A 21351-nucleotide genomic window follows, 5' to 3' on the forward strand; every position below is an offset into this window, starting at 1 on the left:
CGCCGGGGCCCCGCTGTGGTGCTGACGAGCTGATCAGACGCGCTGCGCGCCGACCTCCACACCGTGCTCGGCGGCCAGGCGGCGCAGATCGTCGAGCTCGGCTTCTTCGACCTCCGCGAGGAAGTCGTCGCCGGTCTCGCGCGCCCGCGTCAGGTCGGACTCGGTCGCCCTTATGCGCTGCAGAAGTCCTGCGGTGAATGCGTCCATGCTGCGCCCCCTCGTCCTGGGTCGTGGGTCGATGGCACGGGGGTGTGCCGTTCGGAAGGGGCGATCACGTCTCCAGTAGATGCCCAGCGCGCTGCCCTGCTGGGCGGCGACGGTGCCGGACACCCACGCCCACTCTGCGGAAGCGGATCGCGGAGTGCCGCATGGTGCTACGGCACATGCAGAGCGTGATCGCGGGGTGTAAAGCCGTCCTCCCCCCGCTCCCTTCCACAGAAACCTCAAGGCGACGAGAAAATCCTCCCTTCCCCCGCCTCACACCTGTCCTTCAGGCTGTGCTCACCCGCCTTACAGCCGACTTATGGCCGAAAAGGGCAGGATGGAGCTTCCACACTCACCGACCCCCCTGCCCACGTGGGCGAAAGCGCTACGCGGGTGGACACAGGAAGGACAAGCGACGTGCGCGTACTCGTCGTCGAGGACGAGCAACTGCTCGCCGATGCGGTGGCCACCGGACTGCGCCGGGAGGCCATGGCCGTCGACGTCGTGTACGACGGAGCGGCCGCCCTGGAACGCATCGGCGTCAACGACTACGACGTGGTCGTCCTCGACCGCGACCTCCCGCTCGTGCACGGTGACGACGTGTGCCGCAAGATCGTCGAACTCGGCATGCCCACCCGCGTGCTGATGCTCACGGCATCCGGTGACGTCAGCGACCGGGTGGAGGGCCTGGAGATCGGCGCCGACGACTACCTCCCCAAGCCCTTCGCGTTCAGCGAGCTGACGGCCCGCGTGCGTGCCCTGGGGCGGCGTACGAGCGTGCCCCTTCCGCCCGTCCTGGAGCGCGCCGGGATCAAGCTCGACCCCAACCGCCGCGAAGTCTTCCGGGACGGCAAGGAGGTCCAGCTGGCGCCCAAGGAGTTCGCGGTGCTGGAGGTGCTGATGCGCAGCGAGGGAGCCGTGGTCTCCGCGGAGCAGCTCCTGGAGAAGGCCTGGGACGAGAACACCGATCCGTTCACCAACGTCGTCCGCGTCACCGTCATGACGCTGCGCCGCAAGCTGGGCGAGCCCGCGGTCATCGTGACCGTCCCCGGCTCGGGCTACCGGATCTGATCCCCCATGGCCGCCACCCCGGCGCCTCCCCAGGCGCCCCCGAAGCCCACCTGGGACCCCCGGAGGCCGGAGCCGCCCTTCCCGTGGCTGCGCCCGACCATCCGCATACGGCTCACGCTGCTGTACGGCGGCATGTTCCTGATCGCCGGCATCCTGCTGCTCTCGATCATCTACCTGCTGGCCGCCCAGGCCCTGAACACGGGCAACGAACCGCTGTTCAAGATCGTCGACGGCAGGTCCGTCAGCGTCACCAGCAGCAACTGCCCGGCGGTCAACGGCGCGAACGACATCGAGCTGGACAAGTTCAACCAGCTGATCAGCGCGTGCATCGACCACCAGCGCCAGATCGCCCTGGACAACCTGCTCAGCCGTTCCCTGCTGGCCCTGCTGGGCCTGGCGATCATCGCCTTCGCCTTCGGCTACGCGATGGCCGGCCGGGTCCTGTCACCGCTCGGCCGGATCACCCGCACCGCGCGCGCCGTGGCGGGCTCGGACCTGTCCCGCCGGATCGAGCTGGACGGCCCGGACGACGAGCTCAAGGAGCTCGCGGACACCTTCGACGAGATGCTGGAGCGCCTGCAACGGGCCTTCACCGCGCAGCAGCGCTTCGTCGGCAACGCCTCGCACGAGCTGAGGACCCCGCTGGCGATCAACCGCACGCTTCTCGAGGTGCACCTGTCGGACCCGGACGCCCCGATGGAGCTGCAACAGCTCGGCAAGACGCTGCTGGCCACCAACGAGCGCAGCGAGCAGCTCGTCGAGGGCCTGCTGCTGCTGGCCCGCAGCGACAACCAGATCGTCGAGCGCAAACCGGTCGATCTCGCGGAGGTGGCCGAGCAGGCCGTCGACCAGGTGCACGCCGAGGCGGAGGCCAAGGGCGTGCTGATCCGGGGCGAGCAGAAACCGGCGGTCGTCCAGGGCAACGGCGTGCTGCTGGAGCGGATCGCCCTGAACCTCGTCCAGAACGCCGTGCGGTACAACGTGCCCGAGGGCGGCTGGGTCGAGGTCACCACGGAGATCCAGCACGGCCAGGCGATGCTGGTGGTGTCCAACACCGGTCCGGTGGTGCCGGCCTACGAGATCGACAACCTTTTCGAGCCGTTCAGGCGGTTGCGTACCGAGCGAACGGGCAGCGACAAGGGTGTGGGCCTCGGCCTGTCGATCGCCCGGTCCGTGGCCCGGGCGCACGGCGGACACATTTCGGCCCTGCCGCGCGAAGGGGGTGGGCTCGTGATGCGGGTGACCCTGCCTGTCTGAGATCATGACCCCCGCACCGGGATCGACACCGAGGGATGTTCGCTTTGCGCGGAATTTTCAAGGCGCTGATCGAGTATCCGTGTGTGTGATCGATCACAGAGGTGAACTTTCGGTCATCTACTCTCCGTGATCATGGATACGGCCGGAAAGCCGGGAAAATCCGGGTTTTCCGGGGTCGTGATCACGGGAAGTACACGGTGAGACGCCTTTGAAGTGCGGGATTCGGACCGTGTACGGTCCCGATCGCCATCCAACCCGATCACTCAAGAGGGGTCCGGTTGGGTGTCGATTGAGTAACAGACCTTGATGTGAGGCAAAATCTCCGCCTCAGGTCGGGCACAAGTCCGGCCTCTCACGCGTTACGTGCGCTGGAGACACCGAAGACACCCAGAGGGGGAGAGCACATGGCAACCGACTACGACACCCCACGCAAGACCGACGACGACGTCGACTCGGACAGCCTTGAGGAACTCAAGGCGCGGCGGAACGACAAGTCGACGTCCGCGGTGGACGTCGACGAGTTCGAGGCAGCGGAAGGCCTCGAACTGCCCGGAGCGGACCTCTCGAACGAAGAGCTGGCCGTCCGGGTCCTGCCGAAGCAGCAGGACGAGTTCACCTGCATGAGCTGCTTCCTGGTGCACCACCGCAGCCAGCTGGCGCGGGAGAAGAACGGTCAGCCGATCTGCCGCGACTGCGACTGAGGGCGGGTCGGCCGTGACTGGCTCGACCCCTCCTCGGAAGCGCCGCTTCCTGAAGCGGGGAGCGGACTCGGTGCCGTCCCAGGGACGGCACGGCGCGCGTGACGACGAGCGGGGCTCATCCGACAAGGGATCGGCCTCGCTCGAACCGACGGCCGGCCGGCCGGACCTTCCGGTGCCGGTCGCGCCACCAGCGCCCGTCGCACAGCGGCGGGCGGCGGTGTTCCGGGAGAAGGCCCGGGACGGCGTCCACAAGGGCGGCAGCCGCGCCCGCGCGGCTTTGGCGTACCTCGCCGACCGGGTCATCGACATCGCCCCGCGGGTCCCCGTACGCGACCTGGCGACGCTGCGCGGACAGTTCCCCGGGCTCGGACCGGAGCAGCTCGCGGACAAGCTCGTCGCGGGCGCGGCCGGCGCCACGGCGACGGTCGGCGCGGGAATCGGCGCGGCGGCGATGATGCCGGTTCCGCCCGCGATGCCCGCGGAGCTGGCCGCCGAGATCACCGGCGTCGCCGCGATCGAGCTGAAGCTCATCGCGGAACTCCACGAGGTCTACGGCGTACGACCGCCGGGCAGTCTGGCCCAGCGTTCCACCGCGTATCTCAACTCCTGGTCGGGGGAGCGCGGAATCGACGTGGGCAAACCCGCCACCTTCAGTTCGGCGGTGAACAGCCGGATGAAGCAGCAGCTGCGGCAGCAGATCATGAAACGGATGGTGCGGAACCTGCCGAACCTGCTGCCGTTCATGGTGGGTGCGGCGGTCGGCGCGGTCATGAACCGCCGGGACACCAGAAAACTCGCTGAGCGGATCCGGGCCGACCTGCGCAGAGCGCAGGTCCCGTGGGACGCGCTGCCCGAACTGCCGCCGCTGGAGACCCCGGCCGAGCCACTGGCGCTGGGGGACGTCCCGAAGGAGCTCGGGTGACGCCTCGGCCTCGGCCGGGCGTGCCAGGACAGGACGCCTGGGCTGCTGCTAGGCCGCTGCCCGCGCCGTCCGCAGCGCCTCGGCCAGCCGCTCCGGCTCGCGCGTCGACAGGTACAGATACGGCGTCGGGTCCTCGGGGTCGGTGACCTCCACGCGCAGGGCGGTGGGGATGTAGGCGCGCAGCAGCAGGAACGCCCGGGTGTCGGCCTTGTACGTGCGCCAGGCGCGGGCCTCCTCCGCGTCCAGGATCTCCGCCTCGCCCAGCGCCGACACCGGGATCTTCGCCTCTCCCGCGACCAGGAAGCCGCCCTGGACGCGGATGCGCATCGAGCCGTACGCGCTGGCCGCGACCGCCGCCGCCGCGGTGCCGCCGGCCAGACCGCCGAGCGTCGGCAGGGTGCCGAAGGGCAGCAGGATCAGGGCCATGGAGACCCCGACCAGCAAGGAGATCAGCCACCAGGAGCGGGGCGCGGTGAGGCGTTCTTCGTACGGGGCGGCGGAGAGCTGCATGAAACCAAGCTTGGCACGGTCTCCGGGCCACCCCTCCGCCAGGGCGGCCGGCGTGCGGCGCGGCCGAGGTCGGCACTGTGGGCCTGCGGCGCTGTCCGGTGGGGCGGTGGTGGGTGACGGGTGGTGGAGGGCGTCGGCGTGGAGCGCTGTCCGGTGGGGCGGTGATGGGGGACGGGTGGGCGGGTAAGGTCTGCGGCTGTGAGTCGTACTTCCGCCGCTGTAGAGCCGCCCGCAGACGCCGTGAGACCGGTGCGTCATCCTGACGCTCCCGCGCCCGGTGAGCTGCTCGGCGCGCACTACGGTCAGTGTTTCGGCTGTGGTGGCGAGCAGCCTCATGGGCTGCACCTCCAGACGCGGGCCGGCGAGGGGGTGAGGGTCACCGCCGAGTTCACCGTGCGGCCCGCCCACCAGGGTGCGCCGGGCCTCGCGCACGGCGGGGTGCTGGCGACCGCGCTCGACGAGACCCTCGGCTCGCTGAACTGGCTGCTGCGGACGATCGCGGTGACCGGACGGCTGGAGACGGACTTCGTGCGGCCCGTTCCGGTGGACACCGTGCTGTACCTGGAGGCCGAGGTGACGGCCGTGGCGGGGCGGAAGATCTACTCCACCGCCACCGGCCGGATCGGCGGCCCCGACGGGCCCGTCGCCGTCCGTGCCGAGGCGCTCTTCGTCGAGGTGAAGGTCGACCACTTCATCGAGAACGGCCGCCCGGAGGAGATCCGGGCCGCCATGGACGACCCGGACCAGGCCCGGCGGGCCCGTGCCTTCGAGGTGAACCCGTGAGCCGTGACCCCCTGAACGTGCTGATCCGGCGCGTCGATCCGGACGTACCGCTTCCGGCGTACGCGCATCCCGGTGACGCGGGCGCCGATCTGCGCACCACCGAGAGCCGCGTGCTGGAGCCGGGCGAGCGGGCCGTGTTGCCCACGGGAGTGTCTGTGGCGCTCCCGGAGGGGTACGCGGCCTTCGTGCACCCGCGTTCCGGTCTCGCCGCCCGCTGCGGTGTCGCTCTCGTGAATGCCCCCGGGACGGTTGATGCCGGGTACCGTGGGGAGATCAAGGTGATCGTGGTGAATCTCGACCCGCGCGAGTCCGTGCGGTTCGAGCGCTTCGACCGGATTGCCCAACTGGTCGTCCAGCAGGTCGAGAAGGTCCGCTTCCAGGAGGTCGCGGAGCTTCCCGACTCGGCGCGGGCCGAGGGGGGCTTCGGGTCCACCGGCGGCCATGCCTCCGTGGACGACGGGGGCGGCACAAGCGGTCATGCCGCCGCGGGCGGCGCGACGGGTGGGAATCGATACGCTTCGGTCGTATCCGACCGGGAAGGACAGTGACGTGTTCGGACGTCGCAAGAAGAAGGGTGCCGCCGAGGACGCGGCCGGCGAGGCCGAGCAGGTCGTCGACAGTGTCGACACTGAGGCGGACGAGGAAGAGGGCACACGCGAGCGCGTGAGGCTCGAGCCGGAGCCGCGGCCGGACGGGCCGTGGGACAGCTCCGAGGTCCGTGACCCGGCCGAGGGCCGGGTGGACCTGGGCGGTCTGTTCGTGCCGGGCGTCGACGGCATGGAGCTGCGGGTGGAGGTCGCGGGTGACGCGATCGTCGCGGCGACCGTCGTGCTGCGGGACAGTGCCATCCAGTTGCAGGCCTTCGCCGCGCCCAAGCGCGAGGGCATCTGGGGCGAGGTGCGCGAGGAGATCGGTTCCGGCATCACCCAGCAGGGCGGCATCATCGACGAGGTCGAGGGTCCGCTGGGCTGGGAGCTGCGCGCCCAGGTGCCGGTGCAGCTGCCGGACGGCACGGGCGGTTTCCAGGTGGTGCGGTTCGTGGGTGTGGACGGCCCCCGCTGGTTCCTGCGCGGTGTGATCTCGGGTCAGGGTGCGGTGCAGCCGCAGGCGGCCGGGCTGCTGGAGCAGATCTTCCGGGACACCGTCGTGGTGCGCGGGGACGGCCCGATGGCGCCCCGCGACCCGATCGTCCTGAAGCTGCCGAACGACGCGCAGATGGTTCCCGAGAACGTCCAGCAGCAGGAGGAGGGTTCCCGCTTCGGCGGGGGCATGGGGCAGTTGCAGCGTGGTCCGGAGATCACCGAAGTGCGGTAGGACGAACGCCAGGAGGGCCGTGTCCCCGGTGGGGGATGCGGCCCTTTTCCGCGCGCGGAGTCTTGACGGGTGATTGGTCTGTACCTACGGTTGCCGGTCAACGCCTGAGTTCATGAGGGCGCTCCATGTTCACATACGAGAACGGAGCCGCTGTGCGTCGTACCGCATTCCTTGTGATCGTCACCGCCCTCGTCCTGGGGGTCCTCGCGCCCTCGGCCGACCGACGGGCCGAGGCCGCCCCGGCGGCCTTCGTCCATCCCGGAGTCACCGTCTCCCGGAGCCAGTTGGACTTCGCCCGCACCAAGGTCGACGCCGGGGCCCAGCCCTGGAAGGGCGCGTTCGACCGGATGCTGGCGAGCAGATACGCCGATCTGAACCGCCCGCCCAGGCCGCGCGCGACCGTCGAGTGCGGCTCGTACTCGAACCCGGACAACGGCTGCACGGACGAGCGTGAGGACGCCCTCGCCGCGTACGCCGACGCGCTCGCCTGGTACGTCACCCGGGACGAGCGGTACGCCAGGAAGGCCATCGAGCTGATGGACGCCTGGTCCGCCGTGATCAAGGACCACACCAACAGCAACGCGCCCCTGCAGACCGGCTGGGCCGGCTCCTCCTGGCCCAGGGCCGCCGAGATCATCCGGTACACGTACCCCGGCAGCTGGGCGAACTCGGGCCGCTTCGCGACCATGCTCCGGAACGTCTACCTGCCCGAGGTCGTCAACGGCTCGCACTCCAACGGCAACTGGGAGTTGTCGATGATGGAGGCCGCCGTCGGCATCTCCGTCTTCCTGGAGGACAAGGCGTCGTACGACAAGGCCATGGCGAAGTTCCGCACCCGTACGGCCGCCTTCGTCTATCTCGCCTCCGACGGGGAGCTGCCGAAGACCGTGCCGAGTCAGAACCTGGACACCCGGGACAAGGTCGTCAGGTACTGGCAGGGGCAGTCCACCTTCGTCACCGGGCTCACCCAGGAGACCTGCCGCGACCTCACGCACACCGGGTACGGCATCTCCGCCATCTCCCATGTCGCCGAGACCGGCCGGATCCAGGGGCAGGACCTCTACGGCACCGATGTCGGTGAGCGGCTGCGGCAGGCGCTCGGTTTCCAGGCCAGGTACGAACTGGGCGCGGCCGTGCCGAGCTGGCTGTGCGGCGGCTCGCTGCACCTCGGGCTCGGTCCCGTCACCGAGGTCGGTCACAATGCCCTGAGCCATCGACTTGGCATGCCCATGACGAACAACCGGGCGCTGACCGAGCGCAACCGTCCGGCCGGCAGCAACAACCTCTTCGTGGCCTGGGAGACCCTCACCCACGGGGGCAACCCGAACTGAACGCCGCTGTGCCGGGTGCCGGCCGGTCAGACCGGCACCCGGGCGGCCTGGATGTCGTGGCGGCACGTCCGGGCGTCAGGGTTGTGTCAAAGACGGTCCCCGGGCGGCGCCCGGACCCCTGTGTCGCGATCATTGGCCGTAGGGTCGACGCTGCGTAGGCGGCAGTGACCGGAAGACAATGAGGCCATGGGACGCGGCAAGCTTCGGATCTACCTCGGTGCGGCACCGGGCGTCGGCAAGACGTACGCGATGCTGTCCGAGGCGCACCGGCGGGTCGAGCGGGGCACGGACTGCGCGGTGGCCTTCGTCGAACATCACGGCCGGCCGCGTACCGAGGTGATGCTGCACGGACTGGAGCAGGTCCCGCGCCGGGAGCTGGAGTACCGGGGCGCCCTGTTCACCGAGATGGACGTCGACGCGGTCCTGCGGCGGGCGCCCGCCGTCGCCCTGGTGGACGAGCTCGCCCACACCAATGTCCCCGGCTCGCGCCATGCCAAGCGGTGGCAGGACGTGGAGGAACTGCTGACGGCCGGGATCGACGTGGTGTCGACGGTCAACATCCAGCACCTGGAATCGCTGGGCGACGTGGTCGAGGCGATCACCGGGGTGCGGCAGCGGGAGACCGTGCCGGACGAGGTGGTGCGCCGGGCCGACCAGATCGAGCTGGTCGACATGTCGCCCCAGGCGCTGCGACGCCGGATGGCGCACGGGAACATCCACCTGCCCGACAAGGTGGACGCGGCGCTGTCGAACTACTTCCGGCCGGGCAACCTGACGGCGCTGCGGGAGCTGGCGCTGCTGTGGGTGGCCGACCGGGTCGACGCCCACCTCAAGCAGTACCGCAGCGAGCACCGGGTCTCCAGGATCTGGGGTTCGCGGGAGCGGATCGTGGTGGGACTGACCGGCGGTCCGGAGGGGCGGACGCTGATCCGGCGGGCCGCACGGCTGGCCGAGAAGGGCGCCGGCGGTGAGGTGCTGGCGGTCTACACAGCCCGCAGCGACGGTCTGACCTCCGCCTCCCCGAAGGAACTGGCCGTGCAGCGCACCCTGGTCGAGGATCTCGGCGGCACCTTCCACCACGTGCTGGGCGACGACATACCGGCCGCGCTGCTGGACTTCGCGCGCGGAGTGAACGCCACCCAGATCGTCCTCGGCTCCTCCCGCCGCAAGACCTGGCAGTACGTCTTCGGACCCGGCGTCGGCACCACCGTGGCCCGGGAGTCGGGTCCCGACCTCGACGTGCACATCGTGACCCACGACGAGGTCGCCAAGGGGCGCGGACTGCCGGTGGCCCGGGGCGCGCGGCTCGGCCGGGCCCGGATCGCCTGGGGCTGGCTGGTCGGTGTGGCCGGCCCGGCGGTCCTGGCGCTCCTGCTCAACACCGTGCACCTCGGCCTCGCCAACGACATGCTGCTGTTCCTCACCGTGACGGTGGCCGCCGCCCTGCTCGGCGGGCTGCTGCCCGCGCTGGCCTCGGCGGCGGTGGGCTCCCTGCTGCTGAACTACTTCTACACACCGCCCCTGCACCACTGGACCATCGCCGACCCGAAGAACATCGTCGCCATCGCGATCTTCGTCGGCGTCGGCGTCTCGGTGTCCTCGGTCGTCGACCTCGCCGCCCGGCGGACGCACCAGGCGGCCCGGCTCGCGCGCCGAGTCGGAGATCCTGTCCTTCCTCGCGGGCAACGTGCTGCGCGGCGAGACCGGCCTGGAGGAACTCCTGGAGCGGGTCCGCGAAACCTTCGGCATGGAGTCGGCGGCCCTGCTGGAACGCGGCGGCGACGTCGACCCATGGACCTGCGCGGCCCGGGTCGGCATCGGGCGGCCGGTGGAGCGGCCGGAGGAGGCGGACGTCGACGTCCCGGTCGGGGACCACATGGCACTCGCGCTGACCGGACGGGTGCTGCCCGCCGAGGACCGCCGGGTCCTGGCCGCCTTCGCCGCCCAGGCCGCCGTCGTCCTGGACCGCAGCCGGCTCCAGGAGGAGGCAGACCGGGCACGGACGCTCGCCGAGGGCAACCGGATCCGCACGGCACTGCTGGCCGCCGTCAGCCATGACCTGCGGACGCCGCTGGCCGGTATCAAGGCGGCCGTCTCCAGCCTGCGGTCCGACGACGTCACCTGGTCCGAGGAGGACCGGTCGGAGCTGCTCGCCGGCATCGAGGAGGGCGCCGACCGGCTCGACCACCTGGTGGGCAACCTGCTCGACATGTCCCGTCTGCAGACCGGCACGGTCACCCCGCTGATCCGGGAGGCCGACCTCGACGAAGTGGTGCCGATGGCACTCGGCGGGGTGCCCGAGGGCAGCGCCGACCTCGACATCCCGGAGACACTGCCCATGGTCGCCGTGGACCCCGGACTGCTGGAGCGGTCGGTGGCCAACCTGGTGGAGAACGCGGTCAAGTACAGCCCGCCAGGTGCGGCCGTCCTGGTGTCCGCCAGCGCCCTCGCCGACCGGGTCGAGGTGCGGGTGGTCGACCGGGGGCCCGGAGTCCCGGACGAGGCCAAGGAGCGCATCTTCGAGCCCTTCCAGCGCTACGGCGACGCCCCGCGCGGAGCGGGTGTGGGGCTGGGCCTCGCCGTGGCGCGCGGTTTCGCCGAGGCCATGGGCGGCACCCTCGACGCCGAGGACACGCCCGGCGGCGGCCTCACCATGGTGCTCACGCTCCGGGCGGCGGGGTCCGGCCCCGGTCGGCCTCCGCAGGTCGTACGACCGGAAAGGCAGGCCCCATGCTGAGCCCGACCGGGGCGACCCCCCGGACCCCCACGAGGGTGCTGGTGGTCGACGACGAGCCGCAGATCGTGCGCGCCCTCGTGATCAACCTCAGGGCGCGCGCGTACGAGGTCGACGCGGCGTACGACGGCGCCACCGCCCTCGGACTGGCCGCCGCCCGCCACCCGGACGTGGTGGTGCTCGACCTGGGCCTGCCCGACATGGACGGTGTCGAGGTGATCCGGGGCCTGCGCGGCTGGACCCGGGTGCCGATCCTGGTGCTGTCCGCCCGGCACTCCTCCGACGAGAAGGTCGAGGCGCTGGACGCGGGCGCCGACGACTACGTCACCAAGCCGTTCGGCATGGACGAGCTGCTGGCCCGGCTGCGCGCCGCGGTCCGCCGCGCCGAGCCCACCGGTGGCGGCGAGGACGAGGGGCTGGTGGAGACCGACGAGTTCACCGTCGACCTCGCCGCGAAGAAGGTCCGGCGGCACGGCAAGGACGTACGGCTGACGCCCACGGAGTGGCATCTGCTGGAGGTGCTGGTGCGCAACACCGGCCGGCTGGTCAGCCAGAAGCAGCTGTTGCGGGAGGTGTGGGGGCCGTCGTACGGGACGGAGACGAACTACCTGCGGGTCTACATGGCCCAGCTGCGCCGGAAGCTGGAGGCGGACCCCTCGCACCCCGCGCACTTCGTCACCGAACCGGGGATGGGGTACCGGTTCGAGCGCTAGCAGCGGAGGGTACGTAGCTGTCGGTGGGCCCCGGTACGCTTCAGACATGAGTGCTGTTCCTCGTTCCGAGAAGCCGGCGGGCCGGTTCCGGCGCATGCTCGGCCGGCTTTCCTCGTCGCAGGAGGACCTCGAGTCCGAGGAGCTGCGGGAGGATTCCGCGACCGCCGGCTGCACACGAATAGGCGACTGCCACGACCGCCAGGTCGTCACGGTTGCTGGTACCTTGCGCACGGTCACCCTGCGTCCGCGCGCGGGCGTCCCGGCCCTGGAGGCCGAGCTGTTCGACGGCTCCGCCGCCCTGGACGTGGTGTGGCTCGGCAGACGCTCCATCGTGGGGATAGAGCCGGGGCGCAAACTGATCGCATCGGGCCGGATCTCGATGAGCCGGGGCCGCCGGGTGCTGTTCAACCCGAAATACGAACTGAGACCCCTCGGTAGGGAGTAGCCGGTGACGTCGCTCGACAAGCCGACCCAGGACGCGCAGCAGGATGCCCGGGCGGTGACGGAGGCCGCGCTGTTCGAGGCGTTCGGCGGCGTACGGGGCATGGTCGAGACGGTGCTGCCCGGCCTGCTGTTCGTCACCATCTACACGATCAACAAGGACCTGCACCTGTCGGCGATCGCCGCGCTCGGCGTGTCACTGCTGCTCGTCGTGGTCCGCCTGGTGACCCGGGACACCGTCAAGCACGCCTTTAGCGGCGTCTTCGGCGTGGCCTTCGGTGTCGTCTTCGCGATGATGACCGGCAACGCCAAGGACTTCTACCTGCCCGGCATGCTCTACACGCTGGGCCTGGGGCTGGCCTACATCATCACCACGCTGTGCGGTGTCCCGCTGATCGGGCTCATCCTCGGCCCCGTCTTCAAGGAGAACCTCTCCTGGCGCACCCGCAACCCGGGTCGCAAGAAGGCCTACGCGAAGGCCAGTTACGCCTGGGGAGCGATCCTGCTCGCCAAGTGCGCCATCCTCTTCCCGCTGTACTGGTGGGCCGACACCACCCAGCTGGGCTGGGTCCTGGTCGCGCTGAAGATCCCGCCGTTCCTGCTGGCCGTGTGGCTGACGTGGGTGTTCCTGGCGAAGGCGCCCGCTCCCATCGACGTGTTCGCGGAGATGGAGGCGGAGGAGAAGGCCGAGGAGGAGCGGAAGGCGGCGGCCGCCGCGGAGCGCGAGGACGCGACGGGCGGACGGCACCGCCGGGAGGCGTAGGTCCCGGCGCCGCCGGATCCCGGCGGTCCCGAAGGCAAGCGGGAAGGGCGCCCCGAGTTGTCGGGGCGCCCTTCCTCGTCACAGCCCGGCACTCAGCCCGGCGCTTCCTCCCGCCGCACCGACAGCAGGTCCTCCAGTTGCTCCTCCCGGGCCTGAGCGGCCACGAAGAGCAGCTCGTCGCCCGCCTCCAGCGAGTCGTCCCGGGTCGGCGTCAGGACGCGGGTGCCACGGATGATCGTCACCAGCGACGTGTCCTCCGGCCACTCCACGTCGCCCACCTGCGTGCCGGCCAGGGCCGACTCCTCGGGCAGGGTCAGTTCGACCAGGTTCGCGTCACCGTGGCTGAAACGGAGCAGGCGCACCAGGTCGCCGACGCTGACCGCCTCCTCGACCAGGGCGGACATCAGGCGCGGCGTCGAGACGGCCACGTCCACGCCCCAGGACTCGTTGAACAGCCACTCGTTCTTCGGGTTGTTCACCCGGGCGACGACCCGCGGGACGCCGTACTCCGTCTTCGCCAGCAGGGAGACGACCAGGTTGACCTTGTCGTCGCCGGTCGCGGCGATCGCGACGTTGCAGCGCTGGAGCGCCGCCTCGTCCAGGGACGTGATCTCGCAGGCGTCGGCGAGCAGCCACTCCGCCTGCGGCACCCGCTCGACCGAGATGGCGGTCGGCGCCTTGTCGATGAGCAGGACCTCGTGGCCGTTCTCCAGCAGTTCGCCCGCGATCGAGCGGCCCACCGCACCGGCACCGGCAATGGCGACCCTCATCAGTGACCGCCCTCCTCTTCGGGACCCTTGGCGAACGCCGCCTCGACCTTGTCGACCTCGTCGGCGCGCATCATCACGTGCACCAGATCGCCTTCCTGCAACACCGTCTGCGAGGTGGGCAGGATCGCCTCACCCAGCCGGGTCAGGAACGCCACGCGCACCCCGGTCTCCTCCTGAAGGCGGCTGATCCGCTGGCCCACCCAGGACGTCGACGTGTGCACCTCGGCCAGCTGCACCCCACCGGTGGGATCGCGCCACAGCGGCTCCGCCCCCGAGGGCAGCAGCCGGCGCAGCATCTGGTCGGCCGTCCACCGGACGGTCGCCACGGTCGGGATGCCCAGGCGCTGGTAGACCTCGGCCCGCCGGGGGTCGTAGATCCGGGCCGCGACGTTCTCGATGCCGAACATCTCGCGGGCCACGCGCGCGGCGATGATGTTCGAGTTGTCACCGCTGGAGACGGCGGCGAACGCGCCGGCCTCCTCGATGCCCGCCTCGCGCAGGGTGTCCTGGTCGAAGCCGACGCCGGTGACGCGACGGCCCCCGAACCCGGAGCCCAGTCGTCGGAAGGCGGTGGGGTCCTGGTCGACCACGGCGACCGTGTGCCCCTGTTGCTCCAGGGTCTGGGCGAGAGCGGAACCCACTCTCCCGCAGCCCATGATGACGATGTGCACGACCGTCCTTCCGGTGTCAATAGTTACTGCTCAGCCAGATCAGGGTCTCAGACCGACGCCCAAGCTACACACGCGCGGTAGGACGACGGCACCCCTGTGCACGGTTGCCGCCACGCCGTCTCCCCGATCCGGGGGCCGTTCACCGGCGGCTGATGCTGCGGACGCTGGCGAGAGTCAGGAGGCCGAGGCCGACGAGGCTGGCCGCGGCGCCGATCAGCTCTGCGGTCGTGTGCATGGAACCTCCGGGGGCGTGGACGGACGGGGTTTGTCATATAGACATGGCGACCGCCGCGGCCTCGGAACCCGCAGCGCGGGCCCGCGGCTAATTCACTCGTCAGGCAGATGGAGGGTGGCGGGTGAGCGGCCTCCTGTTCGACGCCCTACGATCCTCTGTTGTGTCCAAACTGACCGACGTGCCCAAACGGATCCTGATCGGGCGCGCACTGCGCAGTGATCGGCTCGGGGAAACGCTCCTGCCGAAGCGCATCGCCCTCCCCGTCTTCGCCTCCGACCCGCTGTCCTCCGTGGCGTACGCGCCGGGCGAGGTGCTGCTGGTCCTGTCCATCGCGGGCGTGTCGGCGTACCACTTCAGCCCCTGGATCGCGCTCGCGGTCGTGGTGCTCATGTTCACCGTGGTCGCCTCCTACCGGCAGAACGTGCACGCCTACCCGAGCGGTGGCGGCGACTACGAGGTGGCCAACACCAACCTCGGCCCCAAGGCGGGCCTCACGGTCGCCAGCGCCCTGCTGGTCGACTACGTCCTCACCGTCGCCGTGTCGATCTCGTCCGGCATCGAGAACCTCGGCTCCGCGGTGCCGTTCGTGGTCGAGCACAAGGTGTTCTGCGCGGTCGGCGTGATCGTGCTGCTCACCCTGATGAACCTGCGCGGGGTCAGGGAGTCGGGCTCGCTGTTCGCGATTCCGACGTACGTCTTCGTCACGGGCGTCTTCCTCATGATCGCGTGGGGAGCGTTCCGCGGGCTGGTCCTCGACGACACCCTGCGGGCGCCGACCGCCGGGTACGAGATCAAGCCCGAACACGAGGGCCTGGCGGGCTTCGCCCTCGTCTTCCTCCTGCTGCGCGCCTTCTCCTCCGGCTGTGCCGCGCTGACCGGCGTCGAGGCCATCTCCAACGGCGTCCCGGCGTTTCGCAAGCCCAAGTCCAAGAACGCGGCGAGCACCCTCGCGTTGATGGGCCTGCTCGCCGTCACCATGTTCTGCGGCATCATCGCGCTGGCCTCGTTCACCAAGGTCCGCATGGCCGAGAACCCGGCCGTCGACCTGCTCGACAACGGCGTCGCGGTCGGTGCGGACTACGTGCAGAACCCGGTCATCTCACAGGTCGCCGAGGCCGTCTTCGGCAAGGACAGCTTCCTGTTCATCGTGCTGGCCGCGGCCACCGCGCTGGTGCTGTTCCTGGCCGCGAACACCGCGTACAACGGCTTCCCGCTGCTCGGCTCGATCCTCGCGCAGGACCGCTACCTGCCCCGCCAGCTGCACACCCGCGGCGACCGCCTCGCCTTCTCCAACGGCATCGTGCTGCTGGCCGGCGCGGCCGCACTGCTGGTGTGGGTCTACGGCGCCGACTCGACGCGGCTGATCCAGCTGTACATCGTCGGCGTGTTCGTGTCGTTCACGCTGAGCCAGACCGGCATGGTCCGCCACTGGAACCGGCATCTGGCCACCGAGAAGGACCCGGCCAAGCGCCGCCACATGGTCCGCTCCCGCGCGATCAACGCGTTCGGAGCCTTCTTCACCGGCCTGGTGCTGGTCGTCGTCCTCGTCACCAAGTTCACGCACGGCGCGTGGGTGGCCCTGCTCGGCATGGTGATCTTCTACGTGACGATGTCGGCCATCCGCCGGCACTACGACCGGGTGTCCGAGGAGATCGCCGCCCCCGACGGCCCGAGCGACGACATGGTCCGGCCCTCCCGGGTGCACTCGGTCGTGCTGATCTCGAAGCTGCACCGGCCCACCCTGCGGGCGCTGGCCTACGCCAAGCTGATGCGCTCGGACACCCTGGAGGCGCTCAGCGTCAACGTCGACCCGGCCGAGACCAAGGCGCTGCGCGCGGAGTGGGAGCGGCGCGGGATCGACGTACCGCTGAAGGTCCTCGACTCGCCGTACCGCGAGATCACGCGGCCGGTCATCGAGTACGTGAAGAGCCTGCGCAAGGAGTCGCCGCGCGACGCCGTCTCGGTGATCATCCCCGAGTACGTGGTCGGTCACTGGTACGAGCAGCTGCTGCACAACCAGAGCGCGCTGCGGCTGAAGGGCCGGCTGCTGTTCACGCCGGGTGTCATGGTGACCTCGGTGCCCTATCAGTTGCAGTCCTCCGAGGCGGCGAAGAAGCGGGCCGGCAGGCGGCAGGACTGGAACGCGCCCGGTGCGGTGCGGCGGGGGCCGGCGCAGGACCGGAGCAAGGAGCCGGGGACGAAGAGCTGAGCTCTGCGGGAGCTGACCGGCACGGGAGCTGACCGGCGGGGAGGACCCGCCTGTGCGGGGAGCACGTAGACTGGTGGGCTGTTGTCCGGCAGTTCCCCCCTTGACGTATCTGGAGTCACCCCGCCATGCAGGCAGAACCGAACAAACCGCAGGCGGACGCGTCGGCGGTGTCGCTGGTCGGGGAGGAGTACGAGGTCGAGGTCGGTCCCGTCGCCCACGGCGGTCACTGCGTCGCCCGTACGGACGAGGGCCAGGTGCTGTTCGTCCGGCACGCGCTGCCCGGTGAGCGGGTCGTGGCGCGGGTGACCGAGGGCGAGGAGGGTGCCCGGTTCCTGCGGGCGGACGCGGTGTCGGTGCTGACCCCCTCCAAGGACCGGATCGAGGCGCCCTGCCCGTACGCCGGCCCCGGGCGCTGCGGCGGCTGCGACTGGCAGCACGCCAAGCCGGGCGCCCAGCGCCGGCTCAAGGGCGAGGTCGTCGCCGAGCAGTTGCAGCGGCTCGCCGGCCTCACGCCGGAGGAGGCGGGCTGGGACGGCACGGTGCTGCCGGCCGAGGGCGACAAGGTCCCGGCGGGGCAGGTGCCGCAGTGGCGGACCCGCGTGCAGTACGCGGTGGACCCCGACGGCAACGCCGGACTGCGCCGCCACCGTTCGCACGAGGTGGAACCGATCGACCACTGCATGATCGCGGCGGAGGGCGTCAGCGAGCTGGGCATCGAGAAGCGGGACTGGGCGGGCATGGAGTCCGTCGAGGCGATCGCGGCGACGGGTTCGCAGGACCGCATGGTGATCCTGGAGCCGCGTCCCGGTGCCCGCCTGCCCCTCGTCGAACTCGACAGGCCCGTCTCCGTGATGCGCGTCGAGGAACACGACGGCGGCATCCACCGCGTCCACGGCCGCGCGTTCGTGCGAGAGCGCGCCGACGGCCGCACCCACCGCGTCGGCAGCGGCGGCTTCTGGCAGGTCCACCCGAAGGCCGCGGACACCCTCGTGACGGCCGTCATGCAGGGCCTGCTGCCCCGCAAGGGCGACATGGCCCTCGACCTGTACTGCGGCGTCGGCCTCTTCGCGGGCGCCCTCGCCGACCGGCTCGGCGACCAGGGCGCGGTCCTCGGCATCGAGTCCGGCAAGCGCGCGGTGGAGGACGCCCGCCACAACCTGGCCGGCTTCGACCGGGTACGGATCGAGCAGGGCAAGGTCGAGTCGGTCCTCCCGCGCACCGGGATCACCGAGGTCGACCTCATCGTCCTGGACCCGCCGCGGGCGGGCGCGGGACGCAGGACGGTCGGCCACCTGGCGTCCCTGGGCGCCCGCAAGATCGCGTACGTGGCGTGCGATCCGGCCGCGCTGGCGCGGGACCTGGGGTACTTCCGGGACGGGGGGTATCGGGTGCGGACGTTGCGGGTGTTCGATCTGTTTCCGATGACGCACCATGTGGAGTGCGTTGCCATCCTTGAACCGGTTGCGAAGGGCTCCTGACCTGCGGTTTCACCGGTGCGCATTATGTGCGGTGTGGGCGTTACGGGCGATATCTTGACGCTGAAGTGACGCTCTCCGAGGCATCTTGACGCTCATTTGACGCTCGTTCTGATGGGGTGTCAGATGATGAGTAGCGCGTCGTTCCATCAGGAGGCCGAAGGGCGGAGGGCTCCTTCTGTCAGAGCCCGCGGCTCTCAGGTGTGCCCCCGGCCCAAGCTCACTTCTCGGTGTTTCGAAAGTGCTCGCTCAGGAACTGAGGCTCTTGCGGCGGGCACGGAACGTGTACGTGGTGCCGTTCGCGTCCGTGTGGTAACCTCAGCCGCCAGTGACCGCCAGGTCCCAACCGTGTTGCTCTCTCATCTGCGCGGCGAAGGTGCGACGGTCCTTGACGGAACATCCGCAGGCGAGGCGTAGGTCAATGCTCACGTACTGGCTGCGGGGATTCTGCTCACCGTCCGCCAGGCTCCAGCGGATGTCGTGGACGTGGTCGGCAAGGCCGGTTCGCTCCTCGTCGTGGACGATGCCGTGTGCCCGCGCGAACTCGTCCAGGTCATCGATGGCGAAGAGGTCGCTTCGCCACTGTCCGGGCCAGACCGCGGAGAGGCGGGATGCTCCAGCGACTGCGCGTTGATGGGCGTCGGGTCCCGCGCCCTGGGTGACTCGGCCGTCCTCGTGGACTTCGATGTAGCACGTGGTGCCAGCGTGTACGGGAAGTCCTTCCCAGCGGCGGCAGCGCTTCCCGGTTCCATGGCCCCCGTCCCGCACGCCAAGCCGGGCGCCCAGCGCCGGCTCAAGGGCGAGGTCGTCGCCGAGCAGTTGCAGCGGCTCGCCGGCCTCACGCCGGAGGAGGCGGGCTGGGACGGCACGGTGCTGCCGGCCGAGGGCGACAAGGTCCCGGCGGGGCAGGTGCCGCAGTGGCGGACCCGCGTGCAGTACGCGGTGGACCCCGACGGCAACGCCGGACTGCGCCGCCACCGTTCGCACGAGGTGGAACCGATCGACCACTGCATGATCGCGGCGGAGGGCGTCAGCGAGCTGGGCATCGAGAAGCGGGACTGGGCGGGCATGGAGTCCGTCGAGGCGATCGCGGCGACGGGTTCGCAGGACCGCATGGTGATCCTGGAGCCGCGTCCCGGTGCCCGCCTGCCCCTCGTCGAACTCGACAGGCCCGTCTCCGTGATGCGCGTCGAGGAACACGACGGCGGCATCCACCGCGTCCACGGCCGCGCGTTCGTGCGAGAGCGCGCCGACGGCCGCACCCACCGCGTCGGCAGCGGCGGCTTCTGGCAGGTCCACCCGAAGGCCGCGGACACCCTCGTGACGGCCGTCATGCAGGGCCTGCTGCCCCGCAAGGGCGACATGGCCCTCGACCTGTACTGCGGCGTCGGCCTCTTCGCGGGCGCCCTCGCCGACCGGCTCGGCGACCAGGGCGCGGTCCTCGGCATCGAGTCCGGCAAGCGCGCGGTGGAGGACGCCCGCCACAACCTGGCCGGCTTCGACCGGGTACGGATCGAGCAGGGCAAGGTCGAGTCGGTCCTCCCGCGCACCGGGATCACCGAGGTCGACCTCATCGTCCTGGACCCGCCGCGGGCGGGCGCGGGACGCAGGACGGTCGGCCACCTGGCGTCCCTGGGCGCCCGCAAGATCGCGTACGTGGCGTGCGATCCGGCCGCGCTGGCGCGGGACCTGGGGTACTTCCGGGACGGGGGGTATCGGGTGCGGACGTTGCGGGTGTTCGATCTGTTTCCGATGACGCACCATGTGGAGTGCGTTGCCATCCTTGAACCGGTTGCGAAGGGCTCCTGACCTGCGGTTTCACCGGTGCGCATTATGTGCGGTGTGGGCGTTACGGGCGATATCTTGACGCTGAAGTGACGCTCTCCGAGGCATCTTGACGCTCATTTGACGCTCGTTCTGATGGGGTGTCAGATGATGAGTAGCGCGTCGTTCCATCAGGAGGCCGAAGGGCGGAGGGCTCCTTCTGTCAGAGCCCGCGGCTCTCAGGTGTGCCCCCGGCCCAAGCTCACTTCTCGGTGTTTCGAAAGTGCTCGCTCAGGAACTGAGGCTCTTGCGGCGGGCACGGAACGTGTACGTGGTGCCGTTCGCGTCCGTGTGGTAACCTCAGCCGCCAGTGACCGCCAGGTCCCAACCGTGTTGCTCTCTCATCTGCGCGGCGAAGGTGCGACGGTCCTTGACGGAACATCCGCAGGCGAGGCGTAGGTCAATGCTCACGTACTGGCTGCGGGGATTCTGCTCACCGTCCGCCAGGCTCCAGCGGATGTCGTGGACGTGGTCGGCAAGGCCGGTTCGCTCCTCGTCGTGGACGATGCCGTGTGCCCGCGCGAACTCGTCCAGGTCATCGATGGCGAAGAGGTCGCTTCGCCACTGTCCGGGCCAGACCGCGGAGAGGCGGGATGCTCCAGCGACTGCGCGTTGATGGGCGTCGGGTCCCGCGCCCTGGGTGACTCGGCCGTCCTCGTGGACTTCGATGTAGCACGTGGTGCCAGCGTGTACGGGAAGTCCTTCCCAGCGGCGGCAGCGCTTCCCGGTTCCATGGCCCCCGTCCCGCAGTGATCGTGAGGCCACGCCACGGCAGGGCGCGGGGCGGCGCTGCGGCCTTCCGGAGTTTTGCTGGCGGGCCGCCGTACGCCGCGGCGGCCTGGCGCGAATTAGGGCACGCGAAGGGCACAGAGGTCCGAAAGGTTTAGATGAGCAACGAACTCCAGGCTGCTGACGTCGGGTTCCACACTGTGACGGGTGACGAGAATCGAACTCGCGCTCTCAGCTTGGGAAGCGACGGCGCTTGAGAAGGCGGATGCCTTCTGGGCGTATGTGCTCTTGCATGCCGCCTGAGGGGGCTGGATCGCACCGCTGCTGACCGTGATTGCCCGCTCCGTTGGGCACGCGGTGGGCACGGCGCCGTGGAGTGCAAGAGTGCGGCCTCCGTTGTGCTCATTTGTGGCCTGGGGCACCTTGCCCAGCGTGCTGACTTCAGGGTGCCATTGCGGATGCACATCGACGCCCAACCCGGTCCCGCTCACACAGTGGGCTCGGGATCCGGCGCTACGGCATTGTCAGCGCGGCCCGGCATCCTTGGAACGCAGGTGAACGACGACGAGAAGCGGGACGCCATGGCTCTGGATTTCGACGTGGATCAGCCGGTGGTCGGTTTGAGGAGACAGCAGGCGCTGGTCGGCACGCCTTCCCTCCTGGGAGATCACGCACCATGACCAGATCTGTGGAC

Annotated in this window: 19 protein-coding genes and 1 pseudogene; 16 read left to right on the plus strand and 4 right to left on the minus strand. The window is 70.3% G+C overall.

Annotated elements, in window-relative coordinates; genetic code table 11:
- Positions 1 to 33: 33 nt before the first annotated feature.
- Positions 34 to 207, minus strand: a complete 174-nt coding sequence (locus tag QQS16_RS30090) for a hypothetical protein (protein ID WP_286065187.1) — start codon at positions 205 to 207, stop codon at positions 34 to 36.
- A 414-nt stretch (positions 208 to 621) separates the two neighbouring features.
- On the opposite strand from QQS16_RS30090, the gene QQS16_RS30095 reads away from it, so the two are divergent.
- The 4 genes from QQS16_RS30095 to QQS16_RS30110 all read left to right on the plus strand — a co-directional run bounded on the left by QQS16_RS30095 (position 622) and on the right by QQS16_RS30110 (position 4155).
- The gene (locus QQS16_RS30095) at positions 622 to 1275 is read left to right on the plus strand and encodes a response regulator transcription factor (protein WP_030605557.1); all 654 of its coding nucleotides are present in this window, start codon (positions 622 to 624) and stop codon (positions 1273 to 1275) included.
- A 6-nt stretch (positions 1276 to 1281) separates the two neighbouring features.
- Complete coding sequence (locus QQS16_RS30100; protein ID WP_286065188.1) at positions 1282 to 2532, plus strand: sensor histidine kinase; 1251 nt, start codon at positions 1282 to 1284, stop codon at positions 2530 to 2532.
- Positions 2533 to 2936: 404 nt separating this feature from the next.
- A complete protein-coding gene (locus tag QQS16_RS30105) occupies positions 2937 to 3233 on the plus strand; it encodes a DUF4193 domain-containing protein (RefSeq protein WP_005481602.1) in 297 nt (98 codons plus the stop codon).
- 13 nt (positions 3234 to 3246) lie between these two features.
- Positions 3247 to 4155 carry a hypothetical protein gene (locus QQS16_RS30110; RefSeq protein ID WP_286065189.1) on the plus strand — a complete coding sequence of 303 codons (909 nt, stop codon included), beginning with the start codon at positions 3247 to 3249 and terminating at the stop codon, positions 4153 to 4155.
- A 48-nt stretch (positions 4156 to 4203) separates the two neighbouring features.
- On the opposite strand, the gene QQS16_RS30115 is transcribed toward QQS16_RS30110, so the two are convergent.
- A complete protein-coding gene (locus QQS16_RS30115; RefSeq protein ID WP_286065190.1) occupies positions 4204 to 4665 on the minus strand; it encodes a DUF3093 domain-containing protein in 462 nt (153 codons plus the stop codon).
- A 198-nt stretch (positions 4666 to 4863) separates the two neighbouring features.
- Between QQS16_RS30115 and QQS16_RS30120 the strand changes: the two genes are divergently transcribed.
- The 8 genes and pseudogenes from QQS16_RS30120 (at position 4864) to QQS16_RS30155 (ending at position 12744) form a co-directional block, all read left to right on the plus strand.
- Entirely contained in the window at positions 4864 to 5448 is a 585-nt protein-coding gene (locus tag QQS16_RS30120) for a PaaI family thioesterase (protein WP_286065191.1), read from the plus strand.
- Positions 5445 to 5996, plus strand: a complete 552-nt coding sequence (gene dut, locus QQS16_RS30125) for a dUTP diphosphatase (protein ID WP_286065192.1) — start codon at positions 5445 to 5447, stop codon at positions 5994 to 5996. Before QQS16_RS30120 ends, dut begins: the two co-directional genes overlap by 4 nt.
- A gap of 1 nt (position 5997) precedes the next feature.
- Positions 5998 to 6762, plus strand: a complete 765-nt coding sequence (locus tag QQS16_RS30130) for a DUF3710 domain-containing protein (protein WP_286065193.1) — start codon at positions 5998 to 6000, stop codon at positions 6760 to 6762.
- Between the two features lie 125 nt (positions 6763 to 6887).
- Positions 6888 to 8093 (plus strand): alginate lyase family protein, encoded by a 1206-nt coding sequence (locus QQS16_RS30135; RefSeq protein ID WP_286065194.1) that lies wholly within the window; start codon positions 6888 to 6890, stop codon positions 8091 to 8093.
- Between the two features lie 186 nt (positions 8094 to 8279).
- Positions 8280 to 10830: pseudogene (locus QQS16_RS30140) on the plus strand (DUF4118 domain-containing protein).
- A complete protein-coding gene (locus QQS16_RS30145; RefSeq protein WP_286065195.1) occupies positions 10824 to 11540 on the plus strand; it encodes a response regulator in 717 nt (238 codons plus the stop codon). The pseudogene QQS16_RS30140 and the gene QQS16_RS30145 overlap by 7 nt, the downstream one beginning before the upstream one ends.
- A gap of 46 nt (positions 11541 to 11586) precedes the next feature.
- Positions 11587 to 11985 carry an OB-fold nucleic acid binding domain-containing protein gene (locus QQS16_RS30150; RefSeq protein ID WP_286065196.1) on the plus strand — a complete coding sequence of 133 codons (399 nt, stop codon included), beginning with the start codon at positions 11587 to 11589 and terminating at the stop codon, positions 11983 to 11985.
- Between the two features lie 3 nt (positions 11986 to 11988).
- Positions 11989 to 12744, plus strand: a complete 756-nt coding sequence (locus tag QQS16_RS30155; protein WP_286065197.1) for a DUF3159 domain-containing protein — start codon at positions 11989 to 11991, stop codon at positions 12742 to 12744.
- Positions 12745 to 12836: 92 nt separating this feature from the next.
- On the opposite strand, the gene QQS16_RS30160 is transcribed toward QQS16_RS30155, so the two are convergent.
- Both QQS16_RS30160 and QQS16_RS30165 read right to left on the minus strand, forming a co-directional pair.
- Positions 12837 to 13514 (minus strand): potassium channel family protein, encoded by a 678-nt coding sequence (locus QQS16_RS30160; protein ID WP_286065198.1) that lies wholly within the window; start codon positions 13512 to 13514, stop codon positions 12837 to 12839.
- On the minus strand, positions 13514 to 14185 hold the full coding sequence (locus QQS16_RS30165) for a potassium channel family protein (protein ID WP_286065199.1): 672 nt from the start codon (positions 14183 to 14185) through the stop codon (positions 13514 to 13516). The genes QQS16_RS30160 and QQS16_RS30165 overlap by 1 nt, the downstream gene beginning before the upstream one ends.
- 395 nt (positions 14186 to 14580) lie before the next feature.
- Between QQS16_RS30165 and QQS16_RS30170 the strand changes: the two genes are divergently transcribed.
- From QQS16_RS30170 to QQS16_RS30185, 4 genes are all read left to right on the plus strand, one after another.
- Positions 14581 to 16629, plus strand: a complete 2049-nt coding sequence (locus QQS16_RS30170; RefSeq protein WP_286065200.1) for an APC family permease — start codon at positions 14581 to 14583, stop codon at positions 16627 to 16629.
- Positions 16630 to 16754: 125 nt separating this feature from the next.
- Positions 16755 to 18107 (plus strand): class I SAM-dependent RNA methyltransferase, encoded by a 1353-nt coding sequence (locus QQS16_RS30175; protein WP_286065201.1) that lies wholly within the window; start codon positions 16755 to 16757, stop codon positions 18105 to 18107.
- Positions 18108 to 18584: 477 nt separating this feature from the next.
- Positions 18585 to 19913, plus strand: a complete 1329-nt coding sequence (locus QQS16_RS30180) for a class I SAM-dependent RNA methyltransferase (protein WP_286065202.1) — start codon at positions 18585 to 18587, stop codon at positions 19911 to 19913.
- 1298 nt (positions 19914 to 21211) lie between these two features.
- On the plus strand, positions 21212 to 21337 hold the full coding sequence (locus tag QQS16_RS30185; RefSeq protein ID WP_286065203.1) for a hypothetical protein: 126 nt from the start codon (positions 21212 to 21214) through the stop codon (positions 21335 to 21337).
- Positions 21338 to 21351: the final 14 nt, after the last annotated feature.

This window comes from Streptomyces sp. ALI-76-A (assembly GCF_030287445.1).
In the GTDB taxonomy this organism is placed as follows: Bacteria; Actinomycetota; Actinomycetes; order Streptomycetales; family Streptomycetaceae; genus Streptomyces.

Coding starts and splice junctions, on each gene's coding strand:
- QQS16_RS30105 (WP_005481602.1), top strand. CDS start 2,937: ATGGCAACCGACTACGACACCCCACGCAAGACCGACGACGACGTCGAC.
- QQS16_RS30135 (WP_286065194.1), top strand. CDS start 6,888: ATGTTCACATACGAGAACGGAGCCGCTGTGCGTCGTACCGCATTCCTT.
- QQS16_RS30175 (WP_286065201.1), top strand. CDS start 16,755: ATGCAGGCAGAACCGAACAAACCGCAGGCGGACGCGTCGGCGGTGTCG.
- QQS16_RS30090 (WP_286065187.1), bottom strand. CDS start 207: ATGGACGCATTCACCGCAGGACTTCTGCAGCGCATAAGGGCGACCGAG.
- QQS16_RS30160 (WP_286065198.1), bottom strand. CDS start 13,514: ATGAGGGTCGCCATTGCCGGTGCCGGTGCGGTGGGCCGCTCGATCGCG.
- QQS16_RS30145 (WP_286065195.1), top strand. CDS start 10,824: ATGCTGAGCCCGACCGGGGCGACCCCCCGGACCCCCACGAGGGTGCTG.
- QQS16_RS30115 (WP_286065190.1), bottom strand. CDS start 4,665: ATGCAGCTCTCCGCCGCCCCGTACGAAGAACGCCTCACCGCGCCCCGC.
- QQS16_RS30100 (WP_286065188.1), top strand. CDS start 1,282: ATGGCCGCCACCCCGGCGCCTCCCCAGGCGCCCCCGAAGCCCACCTGG.
- QQS16_RS30150 (WP_286065196.1), top strand. CDS start 11,587: ATGAGTGCTGTTCCTCGTTCCGAGAAGCCGGCGGGCCGGTTCCGGCGC.